Source organism: Actinomadura darangshiensis, from assembly GCF_004349235.1.
Taxonomy (GTDB): Bacteria; Actinomycetota; Actinomycetes; order Streptosporangiales; family Streptosporangiaceae; genus Spirillospora; species Spirillospora darangshiensis.
The window spans coordinates 18,687-40,030 of the sequence record NZ_SMKY01000016.1 but is presented as its reverse complement, the minus strand read 5'-3'; the positions used below and the strand labels follow the sequence as shown (position 1 = coordinate 40,030).

Below are 21,344 nucleotides of genomic sequence, written 5' to 3'. Positions count from 1 at the left end.
GTTCAGCGGTGAACGGGGTGCGCCCATGATCAGTCCCTTGCACATCCAGACGGTGCGCGAGGTCGTGCGCACCGGCTCGTTCGCGGACGCGGCCCGCAACCTCGGGTACACCGCGTCCGCCGTCTCCCAGCAGATCGCCGCCCTGGAGCGCGCCTGCGGCCTGGTGCTGTTCGAGCGCCGGGCCCGCAGCGTGCGGCCGACCAGCGCCGCGTTCCTCATGGTCAGCAAGGGCAACGACGTGCTGTCGGCGCTCGACACCCTCGAACGCGAGATGCGCACGGTCGCCAGCGGGGAGCGCGGCGCGCTGCAGCTCGGCAGCTTCCCCACCGCCAGCGCCCGCATCCTGCCGCGGGTGCTGGCGGAGCTGTCCCGGGTCCGGCCCGGCATCGAGATCACGCTGTCGGAGGGCGAGCCGGACGAGCTGCTGCCCGAGCTGCTCGACGGCGACCTCGACCTCCAGCTCGTCTACCGGTACGACCTGTTCCCGCGCACCTGGCCCGACCAGATCGTGGAGACGTCGGTGATGGACGAGAACCTGGTGCTGTGCGTGCCCGAGGAGCATCCCCTCGCCGGGGGGCGCACCGTCCGGCTGCGGGACCTGCGGGCGGAGACGTGGATCGCGAGCCGCCCCGAGAGCTCGGGCGCGCAGGCGTTGCTGCGGCTGTGCAGCACCGCCGGGTTCACCCCGAACATCGCGTTCCGCAGCAACGACTACGCCGTGGTGTGCGGGCTCGTCGGCTGCGGGCTCGGCATCGCGCTCGTCCCGGCGCTCGGCTGCGTCCCGGCGCCGGGCGTGAAGCTCCTGCGGCTCAGCCGCCGCAGCCCGCAGCGGCACGTCACCGTGCTGCGCCGCACCACCAACACGAACCCGCTGGTCAAGGACGCCATGCGCGGCCTCATCGAGATCGCCCGCTGCGTCGAGGCGGAGATCAGCGGCGCAACCGGCCCTTGAGCTCCATCGCCGCGCGGACGCGCTCCTGCGCCAGCGCGACCGCGGCCCGGTGGGTGGTGGTGCCCTGCGCGCGGGCGGCGTCGAGGACCCGCTCGGTGTTCTCCCGCATCTTCGCCGACACCGCCGCGAACACCGCCCCCGGATCGGGGCGGAACGCCGAGTAGCGGGCGTCCATCGCGAAACCGGCCGCGACGACGCCGCCCGCGTTGGCGACGAAGTCCGGCACGACCGTCACGCCGCGCTCGGCGAGGACACGCTGGGCGGCGCGCCCGGTGGGCAGGTTCGCGCCCTCGACCACGATCTTCGCCTGGACGTCCGCCGCCACGTCCTCGTCGATGACGTCCTGCAGCGCGGCCGGGACGAGGATGTCGGCCGGCACGAGCAGCTCCGCGCCCGTCTCCAGGAGCCTCCCGCCGTACTCCTTCACGACCGCGTCGCCGGCCTCGGCGCGCAGGGCGAGGAGCCGCCCGACGTCCAGGCCGTCCGGGTCGTGCAGCGCGCCGTGGACGGTCGAGACGGCCACGACGGTCGCGCCCAGCTCGTCCAGCCGCCGGGCGGCCGCGTGCCCGACCGCACCGAACCCCTGCACCGCCACCCGCGCGCCCCGCAGGGACGTCCCGGCGTGCGAGGCGGCGGCGTCGGCGGCCTCCGCGACCCCGTAGCCGGTCACGCCCAGCTCGTCGTAGGGCATCCCGCCGAGCGCGTGCGGGGTGCCGACGGCCGCGCCCCGGTCGTCGAGCTCGTCCTGGACGATCGCCGCGTCCCGCTCCGACAGCCCCATGTCGAGACCCGCCACGTACCGGCGCGGGATCTCCTGCGACAGGGCCCGCACGAACGCGCGCAGGACCGCCTCCCGGTCCGGCGACCCCGGATCGGCCATGATCCCGGCCTTCGCGCCGCCGAAGAACAGGTCGACGCCCGCCCACTTGTAGGTCATGACGCGCGCGAGCCGCGCCACCTCCGCGACGGTCACCGACGGGCTCATGCGCATGCCGCCCTTGCCCATGCCGCGGGCGGTGTTGTCGATGACGAGGACGCCCCGCATCCCGGTCCGGGTGTCGGAGACGCAGACGACCCGTTCGGGGCCCCACTCGTCCATCAGCGCGAGCACGTCAGACACGGTTGATCTCCGGGCGGAGGGCGTCGCCGGCGAACCGCGCGGCGTGCAGGGGAGTGATGTCGGTGAACGGCGTGCGGCCGAGGTACAGGTCCCGGACGACCTCGCCGACGGCCGGGCCTTGCAGGAAGCCGTGTCCGGAGAAGCCCGTCGCGTACAGGAACCGCGAGACGGTCTCGTCCTCGCCGATGAGCGCGTTGTGGTCCGGGGTGACCTCGTACAGGCCCGCCCAGCCGCCGGTGAGGCCCGCGTCGAGCAGGCGCGGCGCGCGGGCGCCGATCGCCTCGGTGAGCCGGGGGAGCCATGCGTCCGTGCGGTTCAGCAGGAAGCCGGGCCGCTCGTCCGGGTCGGACATGCCGAGCATCAGGCCCTCGCCCTCGGCATGGAAGTAGAACGACGTCGCGAAGTCGATCGTCATCGGCACGGGGCGCGGCAGGCCGGGGATCGGCTCGGTGAAGACGATCTGGCGCCGCAGCGGCTCCACCGGGAGGTCGACCCCCGCCATCGCGCCGATCTCCTTCGACCAGGCTCCGGCCGTGCAGACGACCGTGGACGTCTCGATGCGGCCCTGCGACGTCCGAACGGCCCTCACGTCGCCGCCGTCCGTCTCGATGCCGGTGACCTCGCAATGGGTATGGAGCACCGCGCCGTGCCGCCGCGCGGCGGTCGCGTACCCGAGGACGACCGACTCGGGCGTGCAGTGCCCGTCGTCGGGGGAGAACGCGGCGGCCAGCAGCCCGTCCGTACCGATCATGGGGGAGAGGCGGCGCGCCTCCGCCACCGAGACCATCCGGCTCGGGACGCCCAGCTCGTTCTGCAGGGCCACGCTCCGCTCGAACGACGCGACGTCCTCCGGGCGCGACAGCAGGAACAGGTACCCGACCTGGTGGAGGTCGATCTCCTGGCCGGGACGGTCGCGGAACCGGGTGAACGCCTCCAGGCTGCGTGCGCCGAGCCGGATATTGACCTCGTCGGAGAACTGGGCGCGCACACCGCCCGCCGCCTTGCACGTCGAGCCGCCGCCCAGCTCGTCCCGCTCAATGAGGACCACGCGGCGGACACCTGCTTCGGCCAGGTGGAACGCGATGCTCGTCCCCATGACGCCGCCGCCGATGACGACGACATCGGCCCCGGTCTCGGTCTCCACGCCGCCCCCCTACAGCCGGAAGCCGAGGTCGGGGTCGATCTCCAGGACGTCCATCTGCGCCTTCTGCAGCCGGCCGGAGGTGTCCCAGTTCATCGACTGCCAGCGGGTGAACTGGTCCAGCACCCACATGCCCGACTGGCGGCTGCCGTTGCCGGAGCGGCCGTTGCCGCCGAACGGCAGGTGCGCCTCCGCGCCGGAGGTGGAGTTGTTCACGCTGACCATCCCGGCCGAGATCTGGCGGCGGAACGCGAACACCTTCGCCGGGTCGGTGGTGTAGATGGCCGCGGACAGGCCGTAGCCGGGGGCGTTGGCGAGCGCGATCGCCTCGTCCATCGTCCGGTACGCGGTGACGCCGACGAGGGGGCCGAACGTCTCGTTCATGAACAGCTCGTCGCCCGGGCCGACCCCGTCCACGATCACCGGGTGGTAGAACAGCCCGGCCTCGGGATCGCCCGCGAAGCCCGCGCGCGGCGCGCCCGCCGTGATCCGCCCCGTCGCGGACGACCCGTACACGGTGTGGCCCGGCCCGATCCAGCCGAGGACCTTCTCGAACCCGTCCGCGAACCGCTCGCCGATCATCGGCCCGAACAGCACCTCGCCCGCCGGGTCCCCGACCGCTGCCGCCCGCGTCGCCTCGTCCAGCAGCCGCACGAACTCGCCGTGCACCGACTCGTGCACGATCGCGGTCCCGAGGGACGTGCAGCGCTGCCCGGCCGTCCCGAAACCCGAGAACAGGGCGCCCTCGACGGCGAGCGGCAGGTCGGCGTCCTCGGTGACGACCATCGGGTTCTTGCCGCCGAGCTCCAGGCAGGGCGTCTGGAGGTGGCGCCCGCACAGCTCGCCGATCCGCGACCCGACCTCGGTGGAGCCGGTGAAGCCGACCTTGTCGACGAGCCCCTCGTCGAGGGCCCGCTCCAGGCCCCGGAACGTCTCGGGGCCGTCCGCGTACACGACGTTGAGGACGCCGTCCGGCAGCCCGGCGTGCGCGAACAGCTCGTAGAACGCCTCGGCGCACGCCGCCGCGTACTCGGCGGGCTTCCACACCACCGCGTTCCCGCACAGCAGCGCCGGGACGATGTACCAGGACGGCACCGCGACCGGGAAGTTCCCCGCCGTGATGACGGTGACGACGCCGACCGGGTCGCGGAACGTGAACAGCTGCTTGTCGGGCATCTCGGACGGGACGGTCTGCCCGTACAGCCGCCGCCCCTCCCCGAGGAAGAACGCGCAGGTGTCGGCGATCTCCTGGACCTCGCCGAGCGCCTCGGCGTACGGCTTGCCGACCTCCCGCGTGACGACCCGGGCGAGGGCCGCCTTATTGGCCTCGACGAGCCGGCCGATCGCGGCGACGGCCTGCCCGCGGACGGGCGCCGGCACGTCCCGCCAGGCGTCCTGCGCCGCGCGGGCGGCCCGGCACGCGGCGACGAGGTCGCCGGCGTCCGCGAGGGACACCTCGGCGACCGTCTCGGCCGTGCGGGACGGGTCGGTGGAACGGAACGAGCGCGGTCCCGCCGGGATCCGGGCGCCGCCGATGACGGAGGAGAGCACGATTCCCAGCCTGAACGGACCACCGCGCCCGAGCCAAGATCGGGCAGAGCACGGCTTCCTTACCGCGAGGCCAAGCCCGGCTGAGCCTCTCCCCGGGGCGTCGTTAAGCGATCCTTGGCCAACTCCCAACCGGTTCGCGGCCTCCCGGCGCTTGGCCCCGGCGGGCGCCGCGGCCGATGCTCGACACGCGTCCCCGTCCCACGCAGGAGCCCGCATGCCCGAGCCCGCCGACGTCCACTTCCTTGAGGCGGCCGCGTCCCTCGTGCCGTCCGGCGCGCCCGCCGCGCCCGGCCCGCTGAGCGGCGAGCGCTGCCTGGAGCTGTTCGACGCGCAGCTCGGCAGCCGGCACCTGGACCTCGCGGCCCGCCACCTCCAGGCGCACGGCCACGGGTTCTACACGATCGGCTCCTCGGGCCACGAGGGGAACGCGGCCGTCGCCGCCGCCCTCCGCCCCGGCGATCCGGCCCTCCTGCACTACCGGTCGGGCGCGTTCTTCCTGGAGCGCGCCCGCCAGGTGCCCGGCCAGGACCCGCTGCGGGACGTGCTCCTCGGCCTGGTCGCCGCCGCCGAGGAGCCCATCGCGGGCGGTCGCCACAAGGTGTTCGGCAGCCACCCGCTGAACGTCATCCCGCAGACCTCCACCATCGCTTCGCACATGCCGCGCGCGCTCGGCGTCGCCTTCGCGATCGAACGCGCCGCCCGCCTCGGCCTGGACTCGCCATGGCCGCGCGACGCCGTCACCGTGTGCAGCTTCGGGGACGCCTCCGCCAACCACTCGACGGCCACCGGCGCCATCAACGCGGCGGTCAACTGCGGCTTCCAAGGTCTGCCCCTGCCGCTCCTGTTCGTCTGCGAAGACAACGGGATTGGCATCAGCGTCCGCACCTCCCCAGGCTGGATCCACGCCGCCTACGGGTCCCGCCCCGGCCTCGCCTACTTCCACGCGGACGGCTGCGACCTCGCCGACGCCTACGCCGTGTCGACGCAGGCCGCCGACTGGGTCCGCGAGCACCGCCGCCCCGCGTTCCTGCACCTGCGGACCATCCGCCTGATGGGCCACGCGGGCTCTGACGTGGAGTCGTCCTACCGGGCCCCGGCGGAGCTGGCGGCCGACCTCGACCGCGACCCGCTACTGGGTACCGCGCGCCTCCTCGTCGATCGCGGGCTGGCGACGGCCGAGAACGCCATCAGCCTCTACGAGGCGAAACGCGCCGAGGTCATGGCCCTGGCCGACAAGGTCGCCGGCGCGCCTCGCCTGTCGTCCGCCGCCGAGGTGATGGCGCCGCTCCGGCCGCGCGCCACCCCGGGGGCGGTGCCCGCGTCGTTCGGAGCGGACGTTCCCGAGCCCGGCCGGACGGAGGCCGTCACGGTCGCGCAGGCGATCAACCGGACGCTCGGCGACCTGCTGGACGAGCGCCCCGGCATGGTCGTCTTCGGCGAGGACGTGGCGCGGAAGGGCGGCGTCTACGGGGTCACGCGCGGCCTGATGAAGCGGGCGGGCGCGGCCCGCGTGTTCGACACGATCCTGGACGAGCAGTCGGTCCTCGGCCTCGCGCTCGGATTCGGGACGGCCGGGATGCTGCCCGTCCCCGAGATTCAGTACCTCGCCTACCTGCACAACGCCGCCGACCAGATCCGCGGTGAGGCCGCGACACTGCCGTTCTTCTCGTCCGGCCGGTACCGCAACCCGATGGTGGTGCGCATCGCCGGCTACGCCTACCAGAAGGGATTCGGCGGCCACTTCCACAACGACAACGCCGTGGCCGCGCTGCGCGACATCCCGGGCCTCGTCATCGCGTCGCCGTCCCGGCCCGACGACGCCGCGGGGATGCTGCGCGCGTGCATGGACGCCGCCGAGAACGACGGCCGCGTGTGCGTGATGCTGGAGCCTATCGCGCTCTACCACGTCCGCGACCTGCACGAGGACGGCGACGGCGGCTGGCTCGCCCCGGCCGGCGGGATGGTGCCGATCGGCCGTGCACGCACCTACGGCGACGGCCGCGATCTCACCATCGTGACGTTCGCCAACGGCCTGCGCATGAGCCTGCGCGCCGCGCGCCGCCTGGAGGCCGGGGGCGTCCGGTGCCGGGTCCTCGATCTGCGCTGGCTCGCCCCGCTGCCCGTCGAGGACCTCCTCCGCGAGGCCCGCGCCACCGGCGCCGTCCTGGTGGCGGACGAGACGCGCCGCACCGGCGGCGTCTCCGAGGGCGTGCTGACCGCGCTCGCCGACGCGGGCTTCCAGGGGCGGACGGCCCGGGTCGCGAGCGAGGACAGCTTCATCCCGCTAGGAGACGCCGCCTACCACGTCCTCCTGTCCGAGGACGCAATCGAGGAGACGGCGCGCAAGCTCCTCACGTGGCCTCGATGACCGGGTCGCCGCCGAGGTAGGCGGCTTTCACCCGGTCGTCCTGGGCGAGCGCCGACGCGGGGCCGTCCAGGACGATCCGGCCCGTCTCCAGGACGTACGCGCGGTCGGCGAGGCGGAGCGTCTGGTGGGCGTTCTGCTCGACGATCAGGATCGTGGCGCCCTGGTCGCGGATGTCCCGGACGACCCGGAGCACCTGCTGCGCCATCTGCGGCGCCAGCCCCATCGTCGGCTCGTCCAGGGCGAGGAGCCGGGGCCGCAGCATCAGCGCCCGGCCGATCGCGAGCATCTGCTGCTCGCCGCCCGACAGCAGCCCGGCGAGCTGGTCGCGGCGCTCGCCGAGGCGCGGGAACATCTCGTACACCTCGTCCCGGCGGGCCGCGACCGCGGCCCGGTCGCGGCGCCGCAGGTAGCCGCCGAGCAGCAGGTTCTCGGCGACGTTCAGCGCCGGGAACACCCGCCGCCCCTCCGGGACGTGCCCGAGCCCGGCCGCGACGACCTTGTGCGCGACGAGCCGGGTGATGTCGCGGCCGTCGAACTCGACCCGCCCCGACCGGGCCCGGTGCAGGCCGGTGACGGTCCGGAGCGTGGTGGTCTTCCCGGCGCCGTTGCTGCCGAGCAGCGCGACGATCTCGCCCTCGCCGACCTCGAACGAGATCCCGGAAAGGGCTTCGACCTGCCCGTACCGGCTGTGCAGATCCGTCACCCGCAGGAGCGTCATCGCAGCACCTCCGTGACGAGGTCGGTCTCCGGGTCGTCCGGGACGCCGAGGTAGGCGGCGATGACCCGCTGGTCCTCCTGGATCTCGGCGGGCGGGCCGATGGCGATCGTCCGGCCGTACTCCAGGACGGTCACCCGGTCGGAGATCGACATGACGAGCGCGACGTCGTGCTCGATCAGCACCACGGCGGTGCCGAGCGCGCTGATGCGGGCGATCAGCTCCATCAGCGCCCGCTTCTCGGTGGGGTTCGCGCCCGCGGCGGGCTCGTCCAGCAGCAGGACGCGGGGATCGCCGGCGAGCGCCCGCGCGATCTCCAGCCGGCGCCGGTCGCCGTAGGCGAGCCCGCCCGCCGGGCGGTCGGCCGCGTCGAGGAGGCCGACGAAGTCCAGGCAGCGGCGCACCGTGTCGAGGTCGGCGCGCGACAGCGGCCGCAGCAGGCCCCGGTCCCGGGCGAACCGGCCGATGAGCACGTTCTCCGCGACGGTCATCTCCTCGAACAGCCGGATGCTCTGGAACGTGCGGGCGAGCCCGGCGGCGGCGACCCGGTGCGGGGGGAGGCCGCGCACGCTGCGCCCGCCGAGCACGACCGTCCCGGCCGACGGCGCGATCATCCCGGTGATGCAGTTGAACGCGGTGGTCTTGCCCGCGCCGTTCGGGCCGATCACGCTCACGACCTGGCCGGCGTCCGCGCGGAGCCCGAGCCCGTCCACGGCCGTGACGCCGCCGAACGTCCGGGACAGGCCGTCCACCTCCAGCAGGGTGCCCCGCGCGGCCGGGAGCTCCGGCGCGGGCCCGGCCGTCGCGGCGAGCCTGAACCGGCGCGGCCGGTACGGCCACACGCCCTGCGGCCGCAGGATCACGATCAGGATGAGCAGCAGCGCGAAGAACAGGCCCCGGTACTCCTGGACGGTCCGCAGCACCTCCGGCAGCGCGACGATCACCACGGCGCCGATCATCACGCCGGGCCGGCTGCCCATCCCGCCGATGATCACCACGAGCAGGATCATCAGCGAGGTCAGGAAGGTGAAGCTGGACGGGTCCACGGTGCCGAGCTGCGCGGCGTTCAGCGGGCCCGCGACCGCGCCGGACATCGCGCCGAGCACGTACGCGAGCAGCTTCACCCGCCGCGCGGGCACGCCCACCGCCTCGGCGGCGGTGTCGTCGGACCGGATGGCCCGCCACGCGTAGGCGAGCCGCGACCGGGCCAGCAGCGCCGTCGCGGCCAGCACGACGACGAAGAACGCGAGCGCCAGGTAGAAGAAGTCCTTCGGCAGGACGAGGTCCCGGCCGCCGATCGACACCGGCGGGATCCCGGTCAGGCCGTTCGGCCCGCCGGTCACCTCCAGGTTCACCACCGTGATCCGGATGATCTCGCCGAAGCCGAGCGTGACGATGGCGAGGTAGTCGCTGCGCAGCCGCAGCGTCGGATACCCGATGACGACCCCGGCGACCCCGGCGGCGGCCACCGCCGCCGGCAGCGTCAGCCAGAAGTTCCACTCCAGCTTCAGCATCAGCAGCCCGGAGGTGTAGGCGCCGATCGCGAAGAACGCCGCAAACCCGAGGTCCAGCAGCCCCGCGTACCCGACGACGATGTTGATGCCGAGCCCGAGGATCGCGTAGATCAGGATCGTCCCGGCGACGGTCAGCGCGTAGTCGTCGAGGGTCTGGCCCGCCACCAGCGCCACCGCGATGAGCAGCGGCCAGCCGCCGTACCGGACGGCCGTCTCACCGCGCCCGAGGCCGGGCACCCGCGCCTTCATGCGCGCTCCACGACGCGCTCGCCGAACAGGCCGGTGGGTCTCAGCGCCAGGACCGCGATCAGCAGCCCGAAGATGATGACGTCCGTCCAGCGGGACGAGACGTACCCGGCCGAGAACGACTGGACGAGCCCGATGCACACGCCCGCGACCATCGTCCCCGGCAGGTTGCCGATGCCGCCGAGCACCGCGGCGGTGAACGCGCGCAGCCCGATGAGGAATCCCATGCCGAAGCTGATCTGCACGTAGTACAGCCCGTACATGACGCCGGCGGCGCCCGCCAGCATCGAGCCGATGAAGAACGTCGTGAGGATGAGCCGCTCCACGTTGATGCCCTGCAGCCGGGCGGCGTCCCGGTCCATCGCGAGGGCGCGCATCGCCGTCCCCGTGACCGTGCGCGTGACGAACAGCCACAGCGCCGCCATCAGCGCCACCGAGATCACGACCAGCGCGAGCTGCCCCCAGGTGACGCGGACGGCGCCGCTGAAGATCCGGCCGCCGTCCAGCGCGGTCGGGTACGACTTGAACCGGGCGTCGGTCAGCACCTTCACGCCCTCCTCCAGCGCCAGCGACACCCCGATCGCCGCGATCAGCAGCGCCAGCCGCGGGGAGGACAGCAGCGGGACGTAGGCGGCCTTGGCGATCCCGGTGCCGACGATGCCGGTCGTCAGGGCGCCGACCGCCACCGCGGCGATCATGGCGGGCACCGCCATCCCGCCGGACACGCCGACCGTGGTCAGCGTCCCGAACCCGGCGAACGCCCCGATCATGAACACGTCGCCGTGCGCGAAGTTGATCAGCCGGACCACCCCGTAGATCATCGAGTAGCCCAGCGCGATCAGCGCGAGGAACGCCCCGATCGTCAGGCCGTTCACGAGGTACTGGACGAATTCGCTCATTGATCCCCGTTCGGCTCGGCGCCGCTGATCAGGAGGTCTTGGCGTCCACCCAGGTGGCGCCGCTCTTGTCGAGCTTCTTGTAGGCGGTGAACGCGCCGTCCTTCACCTGGACGGTGATGTAGAGCGGGTCGGTCCGGTCGCCCTTGTCGTCGAAGGTGATGGGCCCGGTGATGCCCGGGAAGTCCTTGATCTTGTGCAGCGCGCCGGTGATCGCCGCGCCCTTCGTGGACCCGGCGTCGTCGATGGCCTTCGCGACGACCTTGACCGCGTCGTACTCGTACACCGAGAACGGGCCGGGGTCGGCGTTGTTCGCGGCCTTGTACGCCGACACGAACTTCGCCGCCGCGGGCAGGTCCTTGGCGAGCGGCGCGGTGGTGGCGATGTAGCCGTCGGCCGCCGAGCCCGCCGTCTTCAGGACGGTCGAGTCGGTCGTCGCGTCCCCGCCCATCAGCGTGAACTTCAGCCCGAGCGACTTGCGCTGCTTCATCAGCAGCCCCGCCTCGGCGAAGTAGCCGGTGAAGTACAGGACGTCCGGCTTGGTCGAGGCCACCTTGGTGAGGACGGGGCTGTAGTCGGACTGGCCGGGCTGCAGCGCGTCCTCGTAGACGACCTGCCCGCCCGCCTGCTTCACCGACTTCGCCGCCGCGTCCGCGAGGCCCTTGGCGTAGGTCGTGTTGTCGTGCAGCAGCGCGATCCGCTTCGCGCCGAGCGGCCCGGTCATGAACTTGGCCGCCACCAGGCCCTGGTTGTCGTCGCGGCCGCAGGTGCGGAACACCTTGCCCTTGCCGGTGTCGGTGAGGGACGGGTTGGTGGAGGCGTCCATCACGAACGGGACGCTGCGCCGCCCGTAGATCGGGATCGCGGGCACCGCGGCGCCCGAGCAGTAGCCGCCGGCGACCGCCACGACCTTGCTGTTCAGCAGCTTCTGCGCGGCCTGCGCGCCCTGCTGGGCGCTGCACTGGTCGTCGGCCTCGACGATCTCGATCTTGCGGCCGTCCACCCCGCCGGCCTTGTTGACCTCGTCGGCGGCGACCTTGGCCGCGGCGAGGATGTCCTGCCCGGCCGAGGCCGAGTCGCCGCTCAGCGGGGCGGGCACCCCGATCTTGATCGCGCCGGAGCCGCCGGAGCCGCCGGAGTCGCCGGAGCCGCAGGCCGCGGCGAGCGGGACGAGCAGCAGGCCGGCGCCCGCCGCGCTGAGCAGCCGGGACCGGCGTCCGCGGTCCCGCCGGGTGAGTGGGGTCATCGGCGCATCTCCGTCGCTCGTGGTCCGGGGTCGCTCGTGGCCCGGGATCGGGATGGTGAAAGCCTGAAACGTCGAGGCCGGGGCGTCGAGACGGGCAAGCATGCGATCTCATGTAGTGATCGGTAAGCACCGCTTGCCCTTTCCCCCTCGACAGCGCGGCGGCGGGCTCGCGAGGATCTCCCCATGGCCGGTGTCCTGCTGCTTTCCGCGGCCGACGTGCGCGCGGTGTTCGACCTGCCCGCCGCGATCGCCTCGCAGCGGGCCGCGTTCGGCGCGCTCGGCCGCGGCGAGGCGCGGCTCGCGCCGCGGGTGCTGCTGGACGGCCCGGACGGCGACGTCGCGTTCAGCTACGTCTCCCGGCTGCCCGGCACCGGCGCCGTCGCCAAGTTCGGCAGCGTCACCCCGGCGAACGCGGCGCGCGGCCTGCCCACCGTGGCCGCGCTCGTCACCGTCCAGGACCCGGCCGACGGCCGGCCCGTCGCGATCATCGAGGGCGAGGCGGTGACGACGCTGCGCACCTCGGCGGCGAGCGCGGTCGCCGCCGACCATCTCGCGGTGCCGCACGCGTCCCGGCTCGCGGTCGTCGGCTGCGGCGTGCAGGGCCGCGCGCACGTCCGGGCGATGGCGGCGGTCCGCCCGATCGAGCGGGTGGCGATGACCTGCCGCCACCCGGACACCTGTACCGCCGCCTCCGAGCTCTCGGGCGAACTGGAGCTGCCGGTCGAGGCGGCGGCGTCCGCCCGCGCGGCCGTCGAGGGCGCGCAGATCGTCGTCACCGCCACCACCAGCGTCGAACCGGTCGTCCTCGGCGCGTGGCTCGACGCCGGCTGCACGGTCGTGAGCGTCGGCTCGTTCGCGCCGGACCGGGCGGAGGTGGACGGCGAGACCCTCACCCGCGCCGCGTCCGTGGTGGTGGACGAGGTGACGACCGCGCTGGAGCACGCCGGCCCCGTGGTGGCCGCCGTCCGCGACGGCCTGCTGGACCCGGGCGACGTGCGCCCGCTCGGCCCGATCGCCGCCGGCCTCGCCGCCGGGCGCGGATCCGCCGCCGACATCGTCTTCTACAACAGCGTCGGCGTCGGCGTGCAGGACACGGCGGCGGCCTCGGTCATCGTCGAGCGCGCCCGCGAGGCGGGCGCCGGCAGGCTCGTGGACCTCTGACCCCGCGCGGGCCGCCCGGTACACTGGCCGTTCGATACAGCGAACGTACGCGGGCGAGTCGGGACGAGGGGCGGGGAAGCGTGGGCGCGTCAGGGGATTCGGTGCGGGACGTGCTGGCCGGCAACCTGCGCCGCGCCCGGCTGGAGCTCGGCCTGTCGCTGTCCGAGCTGTCCCGCCGGTCGAAGATCGGCAAGGCCACGCTGTCCCAGCTTGAGGCCGGCGCCGGGAACCCCACGATCGAGACGGTGTTCAGCCTGTCCCGCGCGCTGGAGGTCCCCATCTCCGACCTGCTGGACCACCAGGAGCCGTCCGGGCTCACCGTCGTCCGCGCCGCCGAGGTGGAGGTGCTGCGCGGCGAGGGCGTCGACCTGCGGCCGCTGCGCGGCATCGAGTCCGGCGGCGCCATGTTCGAGGTGTACGACCAGCAGGTCAGGGCCGGCCGCCGGCAGGACTCGCTCGGCCACGTCGGGACCGAGCACACGGTCGTCCAGGCCGGGCGGCTCGCCGTTCGGGTGGACGACCGGGACGTGGAGCTCGGGCCCGGCGACTACGTCAGCTTCGACGCGCGGCTCCCGCACGCCTACACCGCCGTCGAAGGGACCGTCCGCTCCGTCCTGCTCCTGCAGTACGACGCTGACCAGCGGCTTCACGCCTCGCCCGGCGCTCCGTCGCATCTGGTCGAAACACCCTGAATCCGGCTTCGCCCATGCGTTGACATCGCGCGCGGCACGCGCTTACGCTCGGAATCGTTCGGTTTAACGAACGGTGACCGGGGAGGGACGTATGCGGGTCGTGGTGCTGGGCGCCGGGATCATCGGCGCGGCCTGCGCCCGCGAGCTGGCCCTGGCGGGCTGCGCGGTCACCGTCGTCGACCGCGGCCGCCCCGCCGCCGGGACGACCGCCCACGGCGAGGGCAACGTCCTCGTCTCCGACAAGGGGCCCGGCCCCGAGCTGGAACTGGCGAAGCTGTCCCGCGAGCTGTGGCCCGCGGTCCTGGACGGCGACCCGGACGCCGCCGGCGTCGAATGGGACGCCAAGGGCGGCATCGTCGTCGCGACCACCGCGGCCGGCGCGCGGGCCCTGACGGAGTTCGCCGGCGGCCAGCGCAAGGCGGGCGTCGCCGCCGAGGACCTGGACGCCGCCGCCCTCGCCGCCGCCGAACCCCACCTCACCAGGGACTTCACCAAGGCCGTCCACTACCCCGAGGACGCGCAGGTCCAGCCCGCCGGCGCCGCCACCGCCCTGCTCGCCGCCGCCGTGCGCGCCGGTGCCGTCGTGCGCACCGGATGCGAGGTGCTCGGCGCCGTCCGGCGCGGCGGCCGCGTCACCGGCGTCCGGACCTCCGGCGGGACGATCGGCGGCGACGCGTTCGTCAACGCGGCCGGTCCCTGGTCGGGGCGCGTCGCCATGCGGCTCGGCGCCCGGCTCGGCGTCCGGCCCCGCCGCGGCGAGGTCCTGGTGAGCGCGCCGATGCCGCCGACCGTCTTCCACAAGGTCTACGACGCCGACTACGTGGGCGCGGTCGGCAGCGGCGCGGGGGAGCTGCAGGCCTCCGCCGTCGTCGAGTCGACCCGGGCCGGGACGATCCTGCTCGGCTCCTCGCGCCGCCGCGCCGGGTTCGACGACCGGATCCGCCCCGAGGTCCTGTCGGTCATCGCGGCGAAGGCGCTGCGGCTGTTCCCGTCCCTGGCGGGGGTGCCGGTGATGCGCGCCTACGGCGGGTTCCGCCCGTTCGTCGCCGACCATCTGCCGGTCATCGGCGCCGACCCGCACCTGGACGGCCTCTGGCACGCCACCGGGCACGAGGGCGCCGGGATCGGCCTGTCCACCGGCACCGCCGCCGTCCTGCGCGACCTGATGCTCGGCCGCGCCCCGGCCATCGACGCGACCCCGTTCCGCGCGGACCGCCCCGCCGCCCAGTCCGAGGGAGAGGCCCCATGAGCCCGGTGCGCATCACCCTGGACGGTGAGCCCTTCACCGGTCGTGACGGCCAGACGATCGCCGGCGTGCTGCTGGCCTCCGGCCGCCGGTCCTGGCGGGAGAGCCCGTCCGGCGCGCCGCGCGGTGTCTTCTGCGGGATCGGCGTGTGCTTCGACTGCCTGGTCACCGTGAACGGCGTCCGGGACGTGCGGGCGTGCCGGCGCCGCGCCCGCGACGGCGACGCCGTCACCACCCAGTCCCGTGCGGGGGAGGAGGCCCGATGAGCCGGCGCGTCGTGGTCGTCGGGGCCGGGCCCGCGGGTCTGTGCGCAGCGGCGGGAGCATTGCGCGCGGGCGCGGAGGTGACGCTGCTCGACGCCGCCGAGGACCCCGGCGGCCAGATCCGCGCCTGGCCCGGCTTCGAGCGGCTCCGCGACCATGTGCTCGGGCACCCGCGCTGCGGCTGGTGGCCGGAGACCTCGGTCTGGTCGATCGAACGCGCCGGGGCCGGCGCACCCCGCGTCCACGTGCTGCGAGGCGAGATCGACGCGGCCGGACGGGACCGGCACGTCCTGCGGCCCGACGCGCTGGTCCTCGCGCCGGGCGCGCACGACCGCGTCCTGCCGTTCCCCGGGTGGGAACTGCCCGGCGTCTCCACGGGCGGGGCGGCACAGGCCTTCGTGAAAGGGGAGGGCCTGGCCCTGGGGGACCGGACGCTGATCGCCGGCTCCGGCCCGTTCCTCCTGCCGGTCGCCGCGTCCCTCCTGGAGGCCGGTTCGCGCGTCCAGGCGGTGCTGGAGGCCAACCCCGCCGCGACCGTGGCGCGCGGCTGGACGCGCCGCCCCTGGGAGCTGGCGTCCCAGACCGGCAAGGCCGCCGAGCTGGCGGGGTACGCCGCGCTGCTCGCCCGGCACCGCGTCCCGTACCGGACGGGCCGTGCCGTGATCGAGGCCCGGGGCGACGGGCGGGTCGAAGAGGCGGTCACGGCGCGGCTCCGCCCCGACTGGTCGGTCGTCCCCGGCACCGAGCAGGTCGCCGCGGTGGACGCGCTGTGCGTCACCCACGGGTTCAGCCCCCGCCTCGAACTGCCGGTCGCGGCCGGATGCCGGCTGCGCGCGGGCGCGTTCGCCGACGTCGACGCGGACCAGCGCACCACCGCCCCCGCCGTGTACGCCGCGGGGGAGATCACCGGCATCGCCGGCGCGCCGGCCGCCCGGACCGAGGGCCTCCTCGCCGGCTGGATCGCCGGCGGCGGCCCCCCGGACGCCCCCGAGGCGGTGGCCGTGCGCCGCCGCCGCGACCGGGCCCGCGCCTTCGCGGCGCGGCTCGCCGCCGCCCACCCGATCGGCGCGGCCTGGCCCGGCTGGCTGCGTCCCGGCACGATCGTCTGCCGCTGCGAGGACACCACCTACGGCACCCTCCGGAGCACGGCCGCGGACGACTCCGCGCACGCGGTGAAGCTCGCGACCCGCGCCGGCCTCGGGCCCTGCCAGGCCCGGATCTGCGGCCCCGCGGTCGCCGAGCTGCTGCCCGCCGGAAACCCCCACCACCGGCCCGTCGCCCAGCCCATCCGGCTCGGCGAACTCGCGAAACCACCAGTTGAGAACCCCGGAAGGAAAGAGAGCGCCCGATGAGCGACAGCAAGCTCCAGAGCCTCGGCGGCGTCATCGTGGCGACGGCGCTGCCCTACCAGGAGGACGCGTCCGCCCCCGCCGGGCTCGCCGTCGACTACACCCGCTACGCCGAGCACTGCCGCTGGCTCGTCGACAACGGCTGCCGCGGCGTCGGCCCGAACGGCTCCCTCGGCGAGTACTCCTCGCTGACCGACGACGAGCGCCGCCGCGTCGCGCGGACCGCCGTCGAGGCGGTCGGCGAGGACGGCGTCGTCGTGGTCGGCGTGCACGGCCCCGGCTCCCACCAGGCCAGGCACTGGGCCGAGATCGCCGCCGAGGACGGCGCCGACGGCGTCCTGTGCCTGCCCCCGACGATGTACCGGGCCAACCGCGGCGAGGTCATCGCGCACTACGAGGCCGTCGCGTCCGCCGGCCTGCCCGTCATGGTCTACAACAACCCGATCGACACCAAGGTCGACCTCACCCCCGGCCTGCTCGCCGAGATCGCCCAGATCGACGGCGTGGTGGCGGTCAAGGAGTTCTCCGGCGACGTCCGCCGCGTCCTGGAGATCAAGGAGAGGGCGCCCGGCCTGGAGGTCGTCGCCGGCGCCGACGACGTCACGCTCGAAGCGCTGCTGATGGGCGCCACCGGCTGGTTCGCGGGCTTCCCCAACGTGTTCCCCGCCGAGTCGGCGCTGCTCTACGAGCTGGCGACCACCGGGAGGCTCGCGGAGGCGCGCGCCCTGTACGAGCCGCTCGTCGCCGCGTTCCGCTGGGACTCGCGGACCGAGTTCGTGCAGGCCATCAAGCTCGGCATGGAGCAGGTCGGCCGGTACGGCGGCCCCTGCCGCCCGCCGCGCGGCCCGCTCGTCCCCGCGCACCGCGCCGGCGTCACCGCCGACATGGCCCGCGCCATCGAGGCCCTCGCGCAGCGGCAGGCCGCCTGATGCGCTCGGCCCGGTCGATCACGGCGGTCGACTCGCACACCGAGGGCATGCCGACCCGCGTGGTCACCGGCGGTGTCGCGCCCATCCCGGGCGGCACGATGGCCGAGCGGCGCCGGTACGCGGTCGAGCACCTGGACGGGCTCCGCCGCTTCCTGGTGGACGAGCCGCGCGGCCACCCCGCGATGAGCGGCGCGCTGCTGCAGCCGCCGACCCGGCCGGACGCCGACTGGGGCGTGGTCTACATCGAGGTCAGCGGGTTCCTGCCGATGTGCGGGCACGGCACCATCGGCGTCGCGACCGTCCTGGTCGAGACCGGGATGGTGGAGGTGACCGAGCCGGAGACGGTCGTGCGGCTGGACACCCCGGCCGGCCTCGTCGAGGCCCGCGTCGCCGTCCGCGACGGCGCCGCCGAGAACGTGACGCTCCGCAACATCGCCTCGTTCGCGCTCCGGCAGGACGCCGCCGTCACCGTCCCGGGGCTCGGCGACGTCCGCTACGACATGGCCTACGGCGGCAACTTCTACGCCATCACCGACCTCGAACCGCTCGGCCTGCCGTTCGACCGGGCCCGCAAGGACGACATCCTCGCCGCCGGGCTCGCGATCATGGCGGCGATCGACGAGACCGACCGTCCCGTCCACCCGGGCGACCCGCTGATCGGAGGCTGCAAGCATGTCCAGTTCCTCGCGCCCGGCTCGGACGCGGCGCACTCCCGCAACGCCATGGCGATCCACCCCGGCTGGTTCGACCGGTCGCCGTGCGGCACCGGCACGTCCGCCCGGATGGCGCAGCTGCACGCCCGCGGCGAGCTGCCGCTGCACACCGAGTTCGTCAACGAGTCGTTCATCGGCACCCGCTTCACCGGCCGGCTCGTCGGGACCGCCGAGGCCGGCGGCCTCCCCGCGGTGATCCCGGAGTTCACCGGGCGGGCCTGGATCACCGGCAACGCCACCTACCTGCTCGACCCCGCCGACCCCTTCCCCGAGGGCTTCGTCCTCTAGAAGGGCCGGCCGGCTCCCCGCGAGCCCGTTCCGGCGGCTCCTGACCGCCGCGTTCACCACATCGGGTAATCCCCTGCACCCTCTCGGAGGGACCTTCATGTCCCAAGCCATGCGCAAAACACGACCGCCGGGCGGCCCGGCCGGATCCGGGCTGTTCACGCGGGCGGGCATCTTCCGCCTGAAACCCGTCGACTCCTCCGAGGAGGAGACCGAGGGCGGCCTGCGCCGGACCATGGGGCTGTGGCAGCTCGTCGCGCTCAGCCTCGGCGGGCTCGTCGGCGCGGGCGTGTTCTCGCTCGCCGGCGTCGTGGCGCACGACGACGCCGGGCCCGGCGTGATGATCTCGTTCCTGATCGCCATCGTCGCCAGCGCCGCCGCCGCGCTCTGCTACGCCGAGTTCGCCGGGACGATCCCCAAGGCGGGCTCCGCCTACACCTACTCCTACGCGGCGCTCGGCGAGGCGATCGGCTGGGCGATCGGATGGGACCTGCTGCTGGAGTACACCGCGATCGTCGCCGTCGTCGCGATCGCCATCTCCGGCTACCTGTCCTACATCGTCGAGCAGGTCGGCCTCGACATCCCCGACTGGGCGCTCGGCGCACCCGGCACCGGCGCCGGGCACAAGATCGACCTGTTCGCGGCGCTGCTGTGCCTGCTGCTGGCGTTCGTGCTGTCGCGCGGGACGAAGGAGTCCGCGCGCTTCGAGACGATCCTCGTCGTGGTCAAGCTCGGCATCGTCGCGCTGGTGATCGTCGCGGGCGCGTTCCACGTCTCCGCCGGCAACTTCAGCCCGTTCCTGCCGTTCGGCATCGGCGGCGCCGTCGCGGGCGCCGCCACCACGTTCTTCGCCGTGTACGGGTACGACGCGATGAGCGCGGCGGCGGAGGAGAGCGCCGAGGCCAAGAAGGTGCTGCCGAAGGCGATCGTCATCTCGCTGGCCATCGCCGCGGTCATCTACCTGCTGGTGTGCGTCGTCCTGCTCGGCATGCAGGACTACCGGCACATCGACGTCAAGAGCCCGTTCTCCAGCGCGCTGGCGTCGGTGGGCCTGACCGGCCTCGGCACCGTCGTCGCGGTCGGCGCCGTCGTCGGCATCACCACGTCCGCGCTGGCGAACATGCTGGCCGTCACCCGCGTCTGGTTCTCGATGAGCCGGGACGGCCTGCTGCCCGCCTACTTCGCCAGGAACCACGCCAAGCGGCAGGTGCCGACCCGCGTCATCCGGCTCGTCGGGATCGGCTCGGCGGTCATCGCGGGCTTCCTGCCGATCAAGGAGGCGGCCGACCTCACCAACATCGGCATCCTGATGGCGTTCATCGTGGTCGCCGTCGCCGTCATGGTGATGCGCCGGACCCGCCCCGACCTGCCGCGCTCGTTCCGCACCCCCTGGGTGCCGCTGGTGCCGCTGGTCGGCATCGCCTTCTCGATCTGGCTGATCGCCAACCTCGACTGGGTCACCTGGGTACGGTTCGTCGTCTGGATGCTGCTCGGGCTCGTCGTGTACGCCTTGTACGGATACCGGAACTCGGTGGAGAACGGAAGGAACACGAGATGACACCGGACCAGGCCGTCACCGCCGCGGTGTCCGCCGCCCCCGGCTGGGCGGCGATGCCGCCCGCGGAGCGCGCCGGCCACCTGACCGCCGTCGCGGACGCGCTGGAGGCCGCCCGCGGCGAACTCGTCGCGCTCGCAGACGAGGAGAGCCACCTCGGCGCGCCCCGGCTGAACGGCGAACTGACCCGCACCACGTTCCAGCTGAAGCTGTTCGCCGGCCAGGTCCGCGAGGGCGCCTTCTACGACGCCCGCATCGACCGGCCCGACCCGGACTGGCCGACCGGCCCCCGCCCCGACCTGCGCCGCTACCGGACGGCGGCCGGCCCGGTGCTGGTGTTCGCGGCGAGCAACTTCCCGTTCGCGTTCAGCGTCGCCGGCGGCGACACCGCGTCGGCGTGGGCGGCGGGCTGCCCCGTCGTGGTCAAGGCGCACCCCGGGCATCCCCGGCTGTCGCGCCGGACGGCCGAGGCGATCGGCGGCGCCGGCCTCCCGGACGGCGTGTTCGCCCTGATCGAGGGCGACGACGAGGGCGTCGAGGCGCTGCGGCACCCGGGCCTCGCCGCCGCCGCCTTCACCGGCTCCCAGCGCGGCGGCCTCGCCCTCGCGAAGATCGCGGCGGACCGCCCGGAGCCGATCCCGTTCTTCGGCGAGATGGGCAGCGTCAACCCGGCCGTGGTGACGCCCGGGGCCGCGCGGGCGCGCGCCGGGGAGATCGCCAAGGGCTACGCGGCGTCCCTCACCCTGGGCGCCGGCCAGTTCTGCACCAACCCCGGCATCCTGTTCGCGCCCGCCGCGCTGCTGGACGGCATCACCGGGCACCTCCGCGAGACCGCCGGGGCCCCCATGCTGAACGAGCGCATCACGACCGGCTACCTGTCGGCGGCGACCGCCCTCGGCGCCCGGCCCGGCGTCCGGCGCCTGGTCTGGCCGGACGACGCGACGTCGCTCGCGCCGCGCCTGCTCACCATGGACCTGGCGGCGTTCGAGGCCGACATCGACGCGGCGGGGGAGGAGTGCTTCGGGCCGCTCGGCCTCGTCGTCACCTACGACCGCCTCGCCGGCGTCGCGGACGTCCTGGCGGACATGCCCGGCCAGCTCACCACCTCGCTGCACGCCGAGCCGGACGAGACCGGCGGCCTCGCCGAACTCGCCGCCGTCCTCGCCGGACGCAGCGGCCGCGTCCTGTGGAACCAGTGGCCCACCGGCGTGTCCGTCACGCACGCGATGCAGCACGGCGGCCCCTATCCGGCGACGACGGCGCCCGCCACCACCTCGGTCGGCACCGCCGCGATCGAGCGGTTCCTGCGGCCCGTCGCCTACCAGGGCTGGCCGCAGGACCTCCTGCCGCCGCCGCTGCGCGACGGCAACCCGTGGAAGGTCCCGCAGGCCGTCCGCTGACC

Annotated in this window: 18 protein-coding genes; 11 read left to right on the top strand and 7 right to left on the bottom strand. The window is 74.3% G+C overall.

Going from position 1 to position 21,344, the window contains the following annotated elements; all coding sequences use genetic code 11:
• Positions 1–25 precede the first annotated feature (25 nt).
• Positions 26–952, top strand: coding sequence for a LysR family transcriptional regulator (locus E1293_RS06075; RefSeq protein ID WP_132194689.1), 927 nt, complete (start codon positions 26–28; stop codon positions 950–952).
• Here E1293_RS06075 and E1293_RS06070 read toward each other — a convergent pair.
• From E1293_RS06070 to E1293_RS06060, 3 genes are read right to left on the bottom strand one after another with little or no spacing between them, the layout of a single operon-like run.
• Positions 930–2,072 carry a Glu/Leu/Phe/Val family dehydrogenase gene (locus E1293_RS06070; protein WP_132194687.1) on the bottom strand — a complete coding sequence of 381 codons (1,143 nt, stop codon included), beginning with the start codon at positions 2,070–2,072 and terminating at the stop codon, positions 930–932. The two genes, E1293_RS06075 and E1293_RS06070, sit on opposite strands and share 23 nt — an antisense overlap.
• The gene (locus E1293_RS06065; RefSeq protein WP_243716048.1) at positions 2,065–3,216 is read right to left on the bottom strand and encodes an NAD(P)/FAD-dependent oxidoreductase; all 1,152 of its coding nucleotides are present in this window, start codon (positions 3,214–3,216) and stop codon (positions 2,065–2,067) included. The genes E1293_RS06070 and E1293_RS06065 overlap by 8 nt, the downstream gene beginning before the upstream one ends.
• 9 nt (positions 3,217–3,225) lie before the next feature.
• Positions 3,226–4,764 (bottom strand): aldehyde dehydrogenase family protein, encoded by a 1,539-nt coding sequence (locus E1293_RS06060; RefSeq protein WP_243716047.1) that lies wholly within the window; start codon positions 4,762–4,764, stop codon positions 3,226–3,228.
• Positions 4,765–4,978: 214 nt separating this feature from the next.
• Here E1293_RS06060 and E1293_RS06055 point away from each other — a divergent pair, with 214 nt between their 5' ends.
• Complete coding sequence (locus E1293_RS06055) at positions 4,979–7,132, top strand: thiamine pyrophosphate-dependent enzyme (protein ID WP_132194683.1); 2,154 nt, start codon at positions 4,979–4,981, stop codon at positions 7,130–7,132.
• On the opposite strand, the gene E1293_RS06050 is transcribed toward E1293_RS06055, so the two are convergent.
• Genes E1293_RS06050 through E1293_RS06035 form a run of 4 tightly spaced genes read right to left on the bottom strand, consistent with a single transcriptional unit; the run spans position 7,116 to position 11,749 of the window.
• Positions 7,116–7,850 carry an ABC transporter ATP-binding protein gene (locus E1293_RS06050; protein WP_132194681.1) on the bottom strand — a complete coding sequence of 245 codons (735 nt, stop codon included), beginning with the start codon at positions 7,848–7,850 and terminating at the stop codon, positions 7,116–7,118. The two genes, E1293_RS06055 and E1293_RS06050, sit on opposite strands and share 17 nt — an antisense overlap.
• Positions 7,847–9,610, bottom strand: coding sequence for a branched-chain amino acid ABC transporter ATP-binding protein/permease (locus tag E1293_RS49275; protein ID WP_132194679.1), 1,764 nt, complete (start codon positions 9,608–9,610; stop codon positions 7,847–7,849). Before E1293_RS49275 ends, E1293_RS06050 begins: the two co-directional genes overlap by 4 nt.
• Positions 9,607–10,506, bottom strand: a complete 900-nt coding sequence (locus E1293_RS06040) for a branched-chain amino acid ABC transporter permease (protein WP_132194677.1) — start codon at positions 10,504–10,506, stop codon at positions 9,607–9,609. The genes E1293_RS49275 and E1293_RS06040 overlap by 4 nt, the downstream gene beginning before the upstream one ends.
• Before the next feature lie 28 nt (positions 10,507–10,534).
• Positions 10,535–11,749, bottom strand: coding sequence for a branched-chain amino acid ABC transporter substrate-binding protein (locus E1293_RS06035; RefSeq protein WP_165978097.1), 1,215 nt, complete (start codon positions 11,747–11,749; stop codon positions 10,535–10,537).
• Positions 11,750–11,932: 183 nt separating this feature from the next.
• Between E1293_RS06035 and E1293_RS06030 the strand changes: the two genes are divergently transcribed.
• From E1293_RS06030 to E1293_RS05990, 9 genes are all read left to right on the top strand, one after another.
• Positions 11,933–12,910 (top strand): ornithine cyclodeaminase family protein, encoded by a 978-nt coding sequence (locus tag E1293_RS06030; protein ID WP_132194673.1) that lies wholly within the window; start codon positions 11,933–11,935, stop codon positions 12,908–12,910.
• Positions 12,911–13,011: 101 nt separating this feature from the next.
• Entirely contained in the window at positions 13,012–13,602 is a 591-nt protein-coding gene (locus E1293_RS06025) for a helix-turn-helix domain-containing protein (RefSeq protein WP_207938691.1), read from the top strand.
• 91 nt (positions 13,603–13,693) lie between these two features.
• Positions 13,694–14,851 carry an NAD(P)/FAD-dependent oxidoreductase gene (locus tag E1293_RS06020; RefSeq protein WP_132194669.1) on the top strand — a complete coding sequence of 386 codons (1,158 nt, stop codon included), beginning with the start codon at positions 13,694–13,696 and terminating at the stop codon, positions 14,849–14,851.
• Positions 14,848–15,114, top strand: a complete 267-nt coding sequence (locus E1293_RS06015; RefSeq protein WP_132194667.1) for a (2Fe-2S)-binding protein — start codon at positions 14,848–14,850, stop codon at positions 15,112–15,114. Before E1293_RS06020 ends, E1293_RS06015 begins: the two co-directional genes overlap by 4 nt.
• Positions 15,111–16,463, top strand: a complete 1,353-nt coding sequence (locus E1293_RS06010) for an FAD/NAD(P)-dependent oxidoreductase (protein WP_132194665.1) — start codon at positions 15,111–15,113, stop codon at positions 16,461–16,463. Before E1293_RS06015 ends, E1293_RS06010 begins: the two co-directional genes overlap by 4 nt.
• On the top strand, positions 16,460–17,389 hold the full coding sequence (locus tag E1293_RS06005) for a dihydrodipicolinate synthase family protein (protein ID WP_132194663.1): 930 nt from the start codon (positions 16,460–16,462) through the stop codon (positions 17,387–17,389). The genes E1293_RS06010 and E1293_RS06005 overlap by 4 nt, the downstream gene beginning before the upstream one ends.
• Entirely contained in the window at positions 17,389–18,390 is a 1,002-nt protein-coding gene (locus E1293_RS06000; RefSeq protein ID WP_132194661.1) for a proline racemase family protein, read from the top strand. The genes E1293_RS06005 and E1293_RS06000 overlap by 1 nt, the downstream gene beginning before the upstream one ends.
• A 109-nt stretch (positions 18,391–18,499) precedes the next feature.
• Positions 18,500–19,945, top strand: coding sequence for an amino acid permease (locus tag E1293_RS05995; protein WP_132194659.1), 1,446 nt, complete (start codon positions 18,500–18,502; stop codon positions 19,943–19,945).
• Positions 19,942–21,342 (top strand): aldehyde dehydrogenase (NADP(+)), encoded by a 1,401-nt coding sequence (locus E1293_RS05990; protein WP_132194657.1) that lies wholly within the window; start codon positions 19,942–19,944, stop codon positions 21,340–21,342. Before E1293_RS05995 ends, E1293_RS05990 begins: the two co-directional genes overlap by 4 nt.
• Positions 21,343–21,344: the final 2 nt, after the last annotated feature.

What these genes read in the sequence shown, in the direction of transcription:
- E1293_RS06050 (WP_132194681.1), bottom strand. Translation starts at nt 7,850, where the DNA reads ATGACGCTCCTGCGGGTGACGGATCTGCACAGCCGGTACGGGCAGGTC.
- E1293_RS06040 (WP_132194677.1), bottom strand. Translation starts at nt 10,506, where the DNA reads ATGAGCGAATTCGTCCAGTACCTCGTGAACGGCCTGACGATCGGGGCG.
- E1293_RS06015 (WP_132194667.1), top strand. Translation starts at nt 14,848, where the DNA reads ATGAGCCCGGTGCGCATCACCCTGGACGGTGAGCCCTTCACCGGTCGT.
- E1293_RS06035 (WP_165978097.1), bottom strand. Translation starts at nt 11,749, where the DNA reads ATGACCCCACTCACCCGGCGGGACCGCGGACGCCGGTCCCGGCTGCTC.
- E1293_RS49275 (WP_132194679.1), bottom strand. Translation starts at nt 9,610, where the DNA reads ATGAAGGCGCGGGTGCCCGGCCTCGGGCGCGGTGAGACGGCCGTCCGG.
- E1293_RS06020 (WP_132194669.1), top strand. Translation starts at nt 13,694, where the DNA reads ATGCGGGTCGTGGTGCTGGGCGCCGGGATCATCGGCGCGGCCTGCGCC.
- E1293_RS06010 (WP_132194665.1), top strand. Translation starts at nt 15,111, where the DNA reads ATGAGCCGGCGCGTCGTGGTCGTCGGGGCCGGGCCCGCGGGTCTGTGC.
- E1293_RS06055 (WP_132194683.1), top strand. Translation starts at nt 4,979, where the DNA reads ATGCCCGAGCCCGCCGACGTCCACTTCCTTGAGGCGGCCGCGTCCCTC.
- E1293_RS06005 (WP_132194663.1), top strand. Translation starts at nt 16,460, where the DNA reads ATGAGCGACAGCAAGCTCCAGAGCCTCGGCGGCGTCATCGTGGCGACG.
- E1293_RS06030 (WP_132194673.1), top strand. Translation starts at nt 11,933, where the DNA reads ATGGCCGGTGTCCTGCTGCTTTCCGCGGCCGACGTGCGCGCGGTGTTC.
- E1293_RS06075 (WP_132194689.1), top strand. Translation starts at nt 26, where the DNA reads ATGATCAGTCCCTTGCACATCCAGACGGTGCGCGAGGTCGTGCGCACC.
- E1293_RS06000 (WP_132194661.1), top strand. Translation starts at nt 17,389, where the DNA reads ATGCGCTCGGCCCGGTCGATCACGGCGGTCGACTCGCACACCGAGGGC.
- E1293_RS05995 (WP_132194659.1), top strand. Translation starts at nt 18,500, where the DNA reads ATGCGCAAAACACGACCGCCGGGCGGCCCGGCCGGATCCGGGCTGTTC.
- E1293_RS05990 (WP_132194657.1), top strand. Translation starts at nt 19,942, where the DNA reads ATGACACCGGACCAGGCCGTCACCGCCGCGGTGTCCGCCGCCCCCGGC.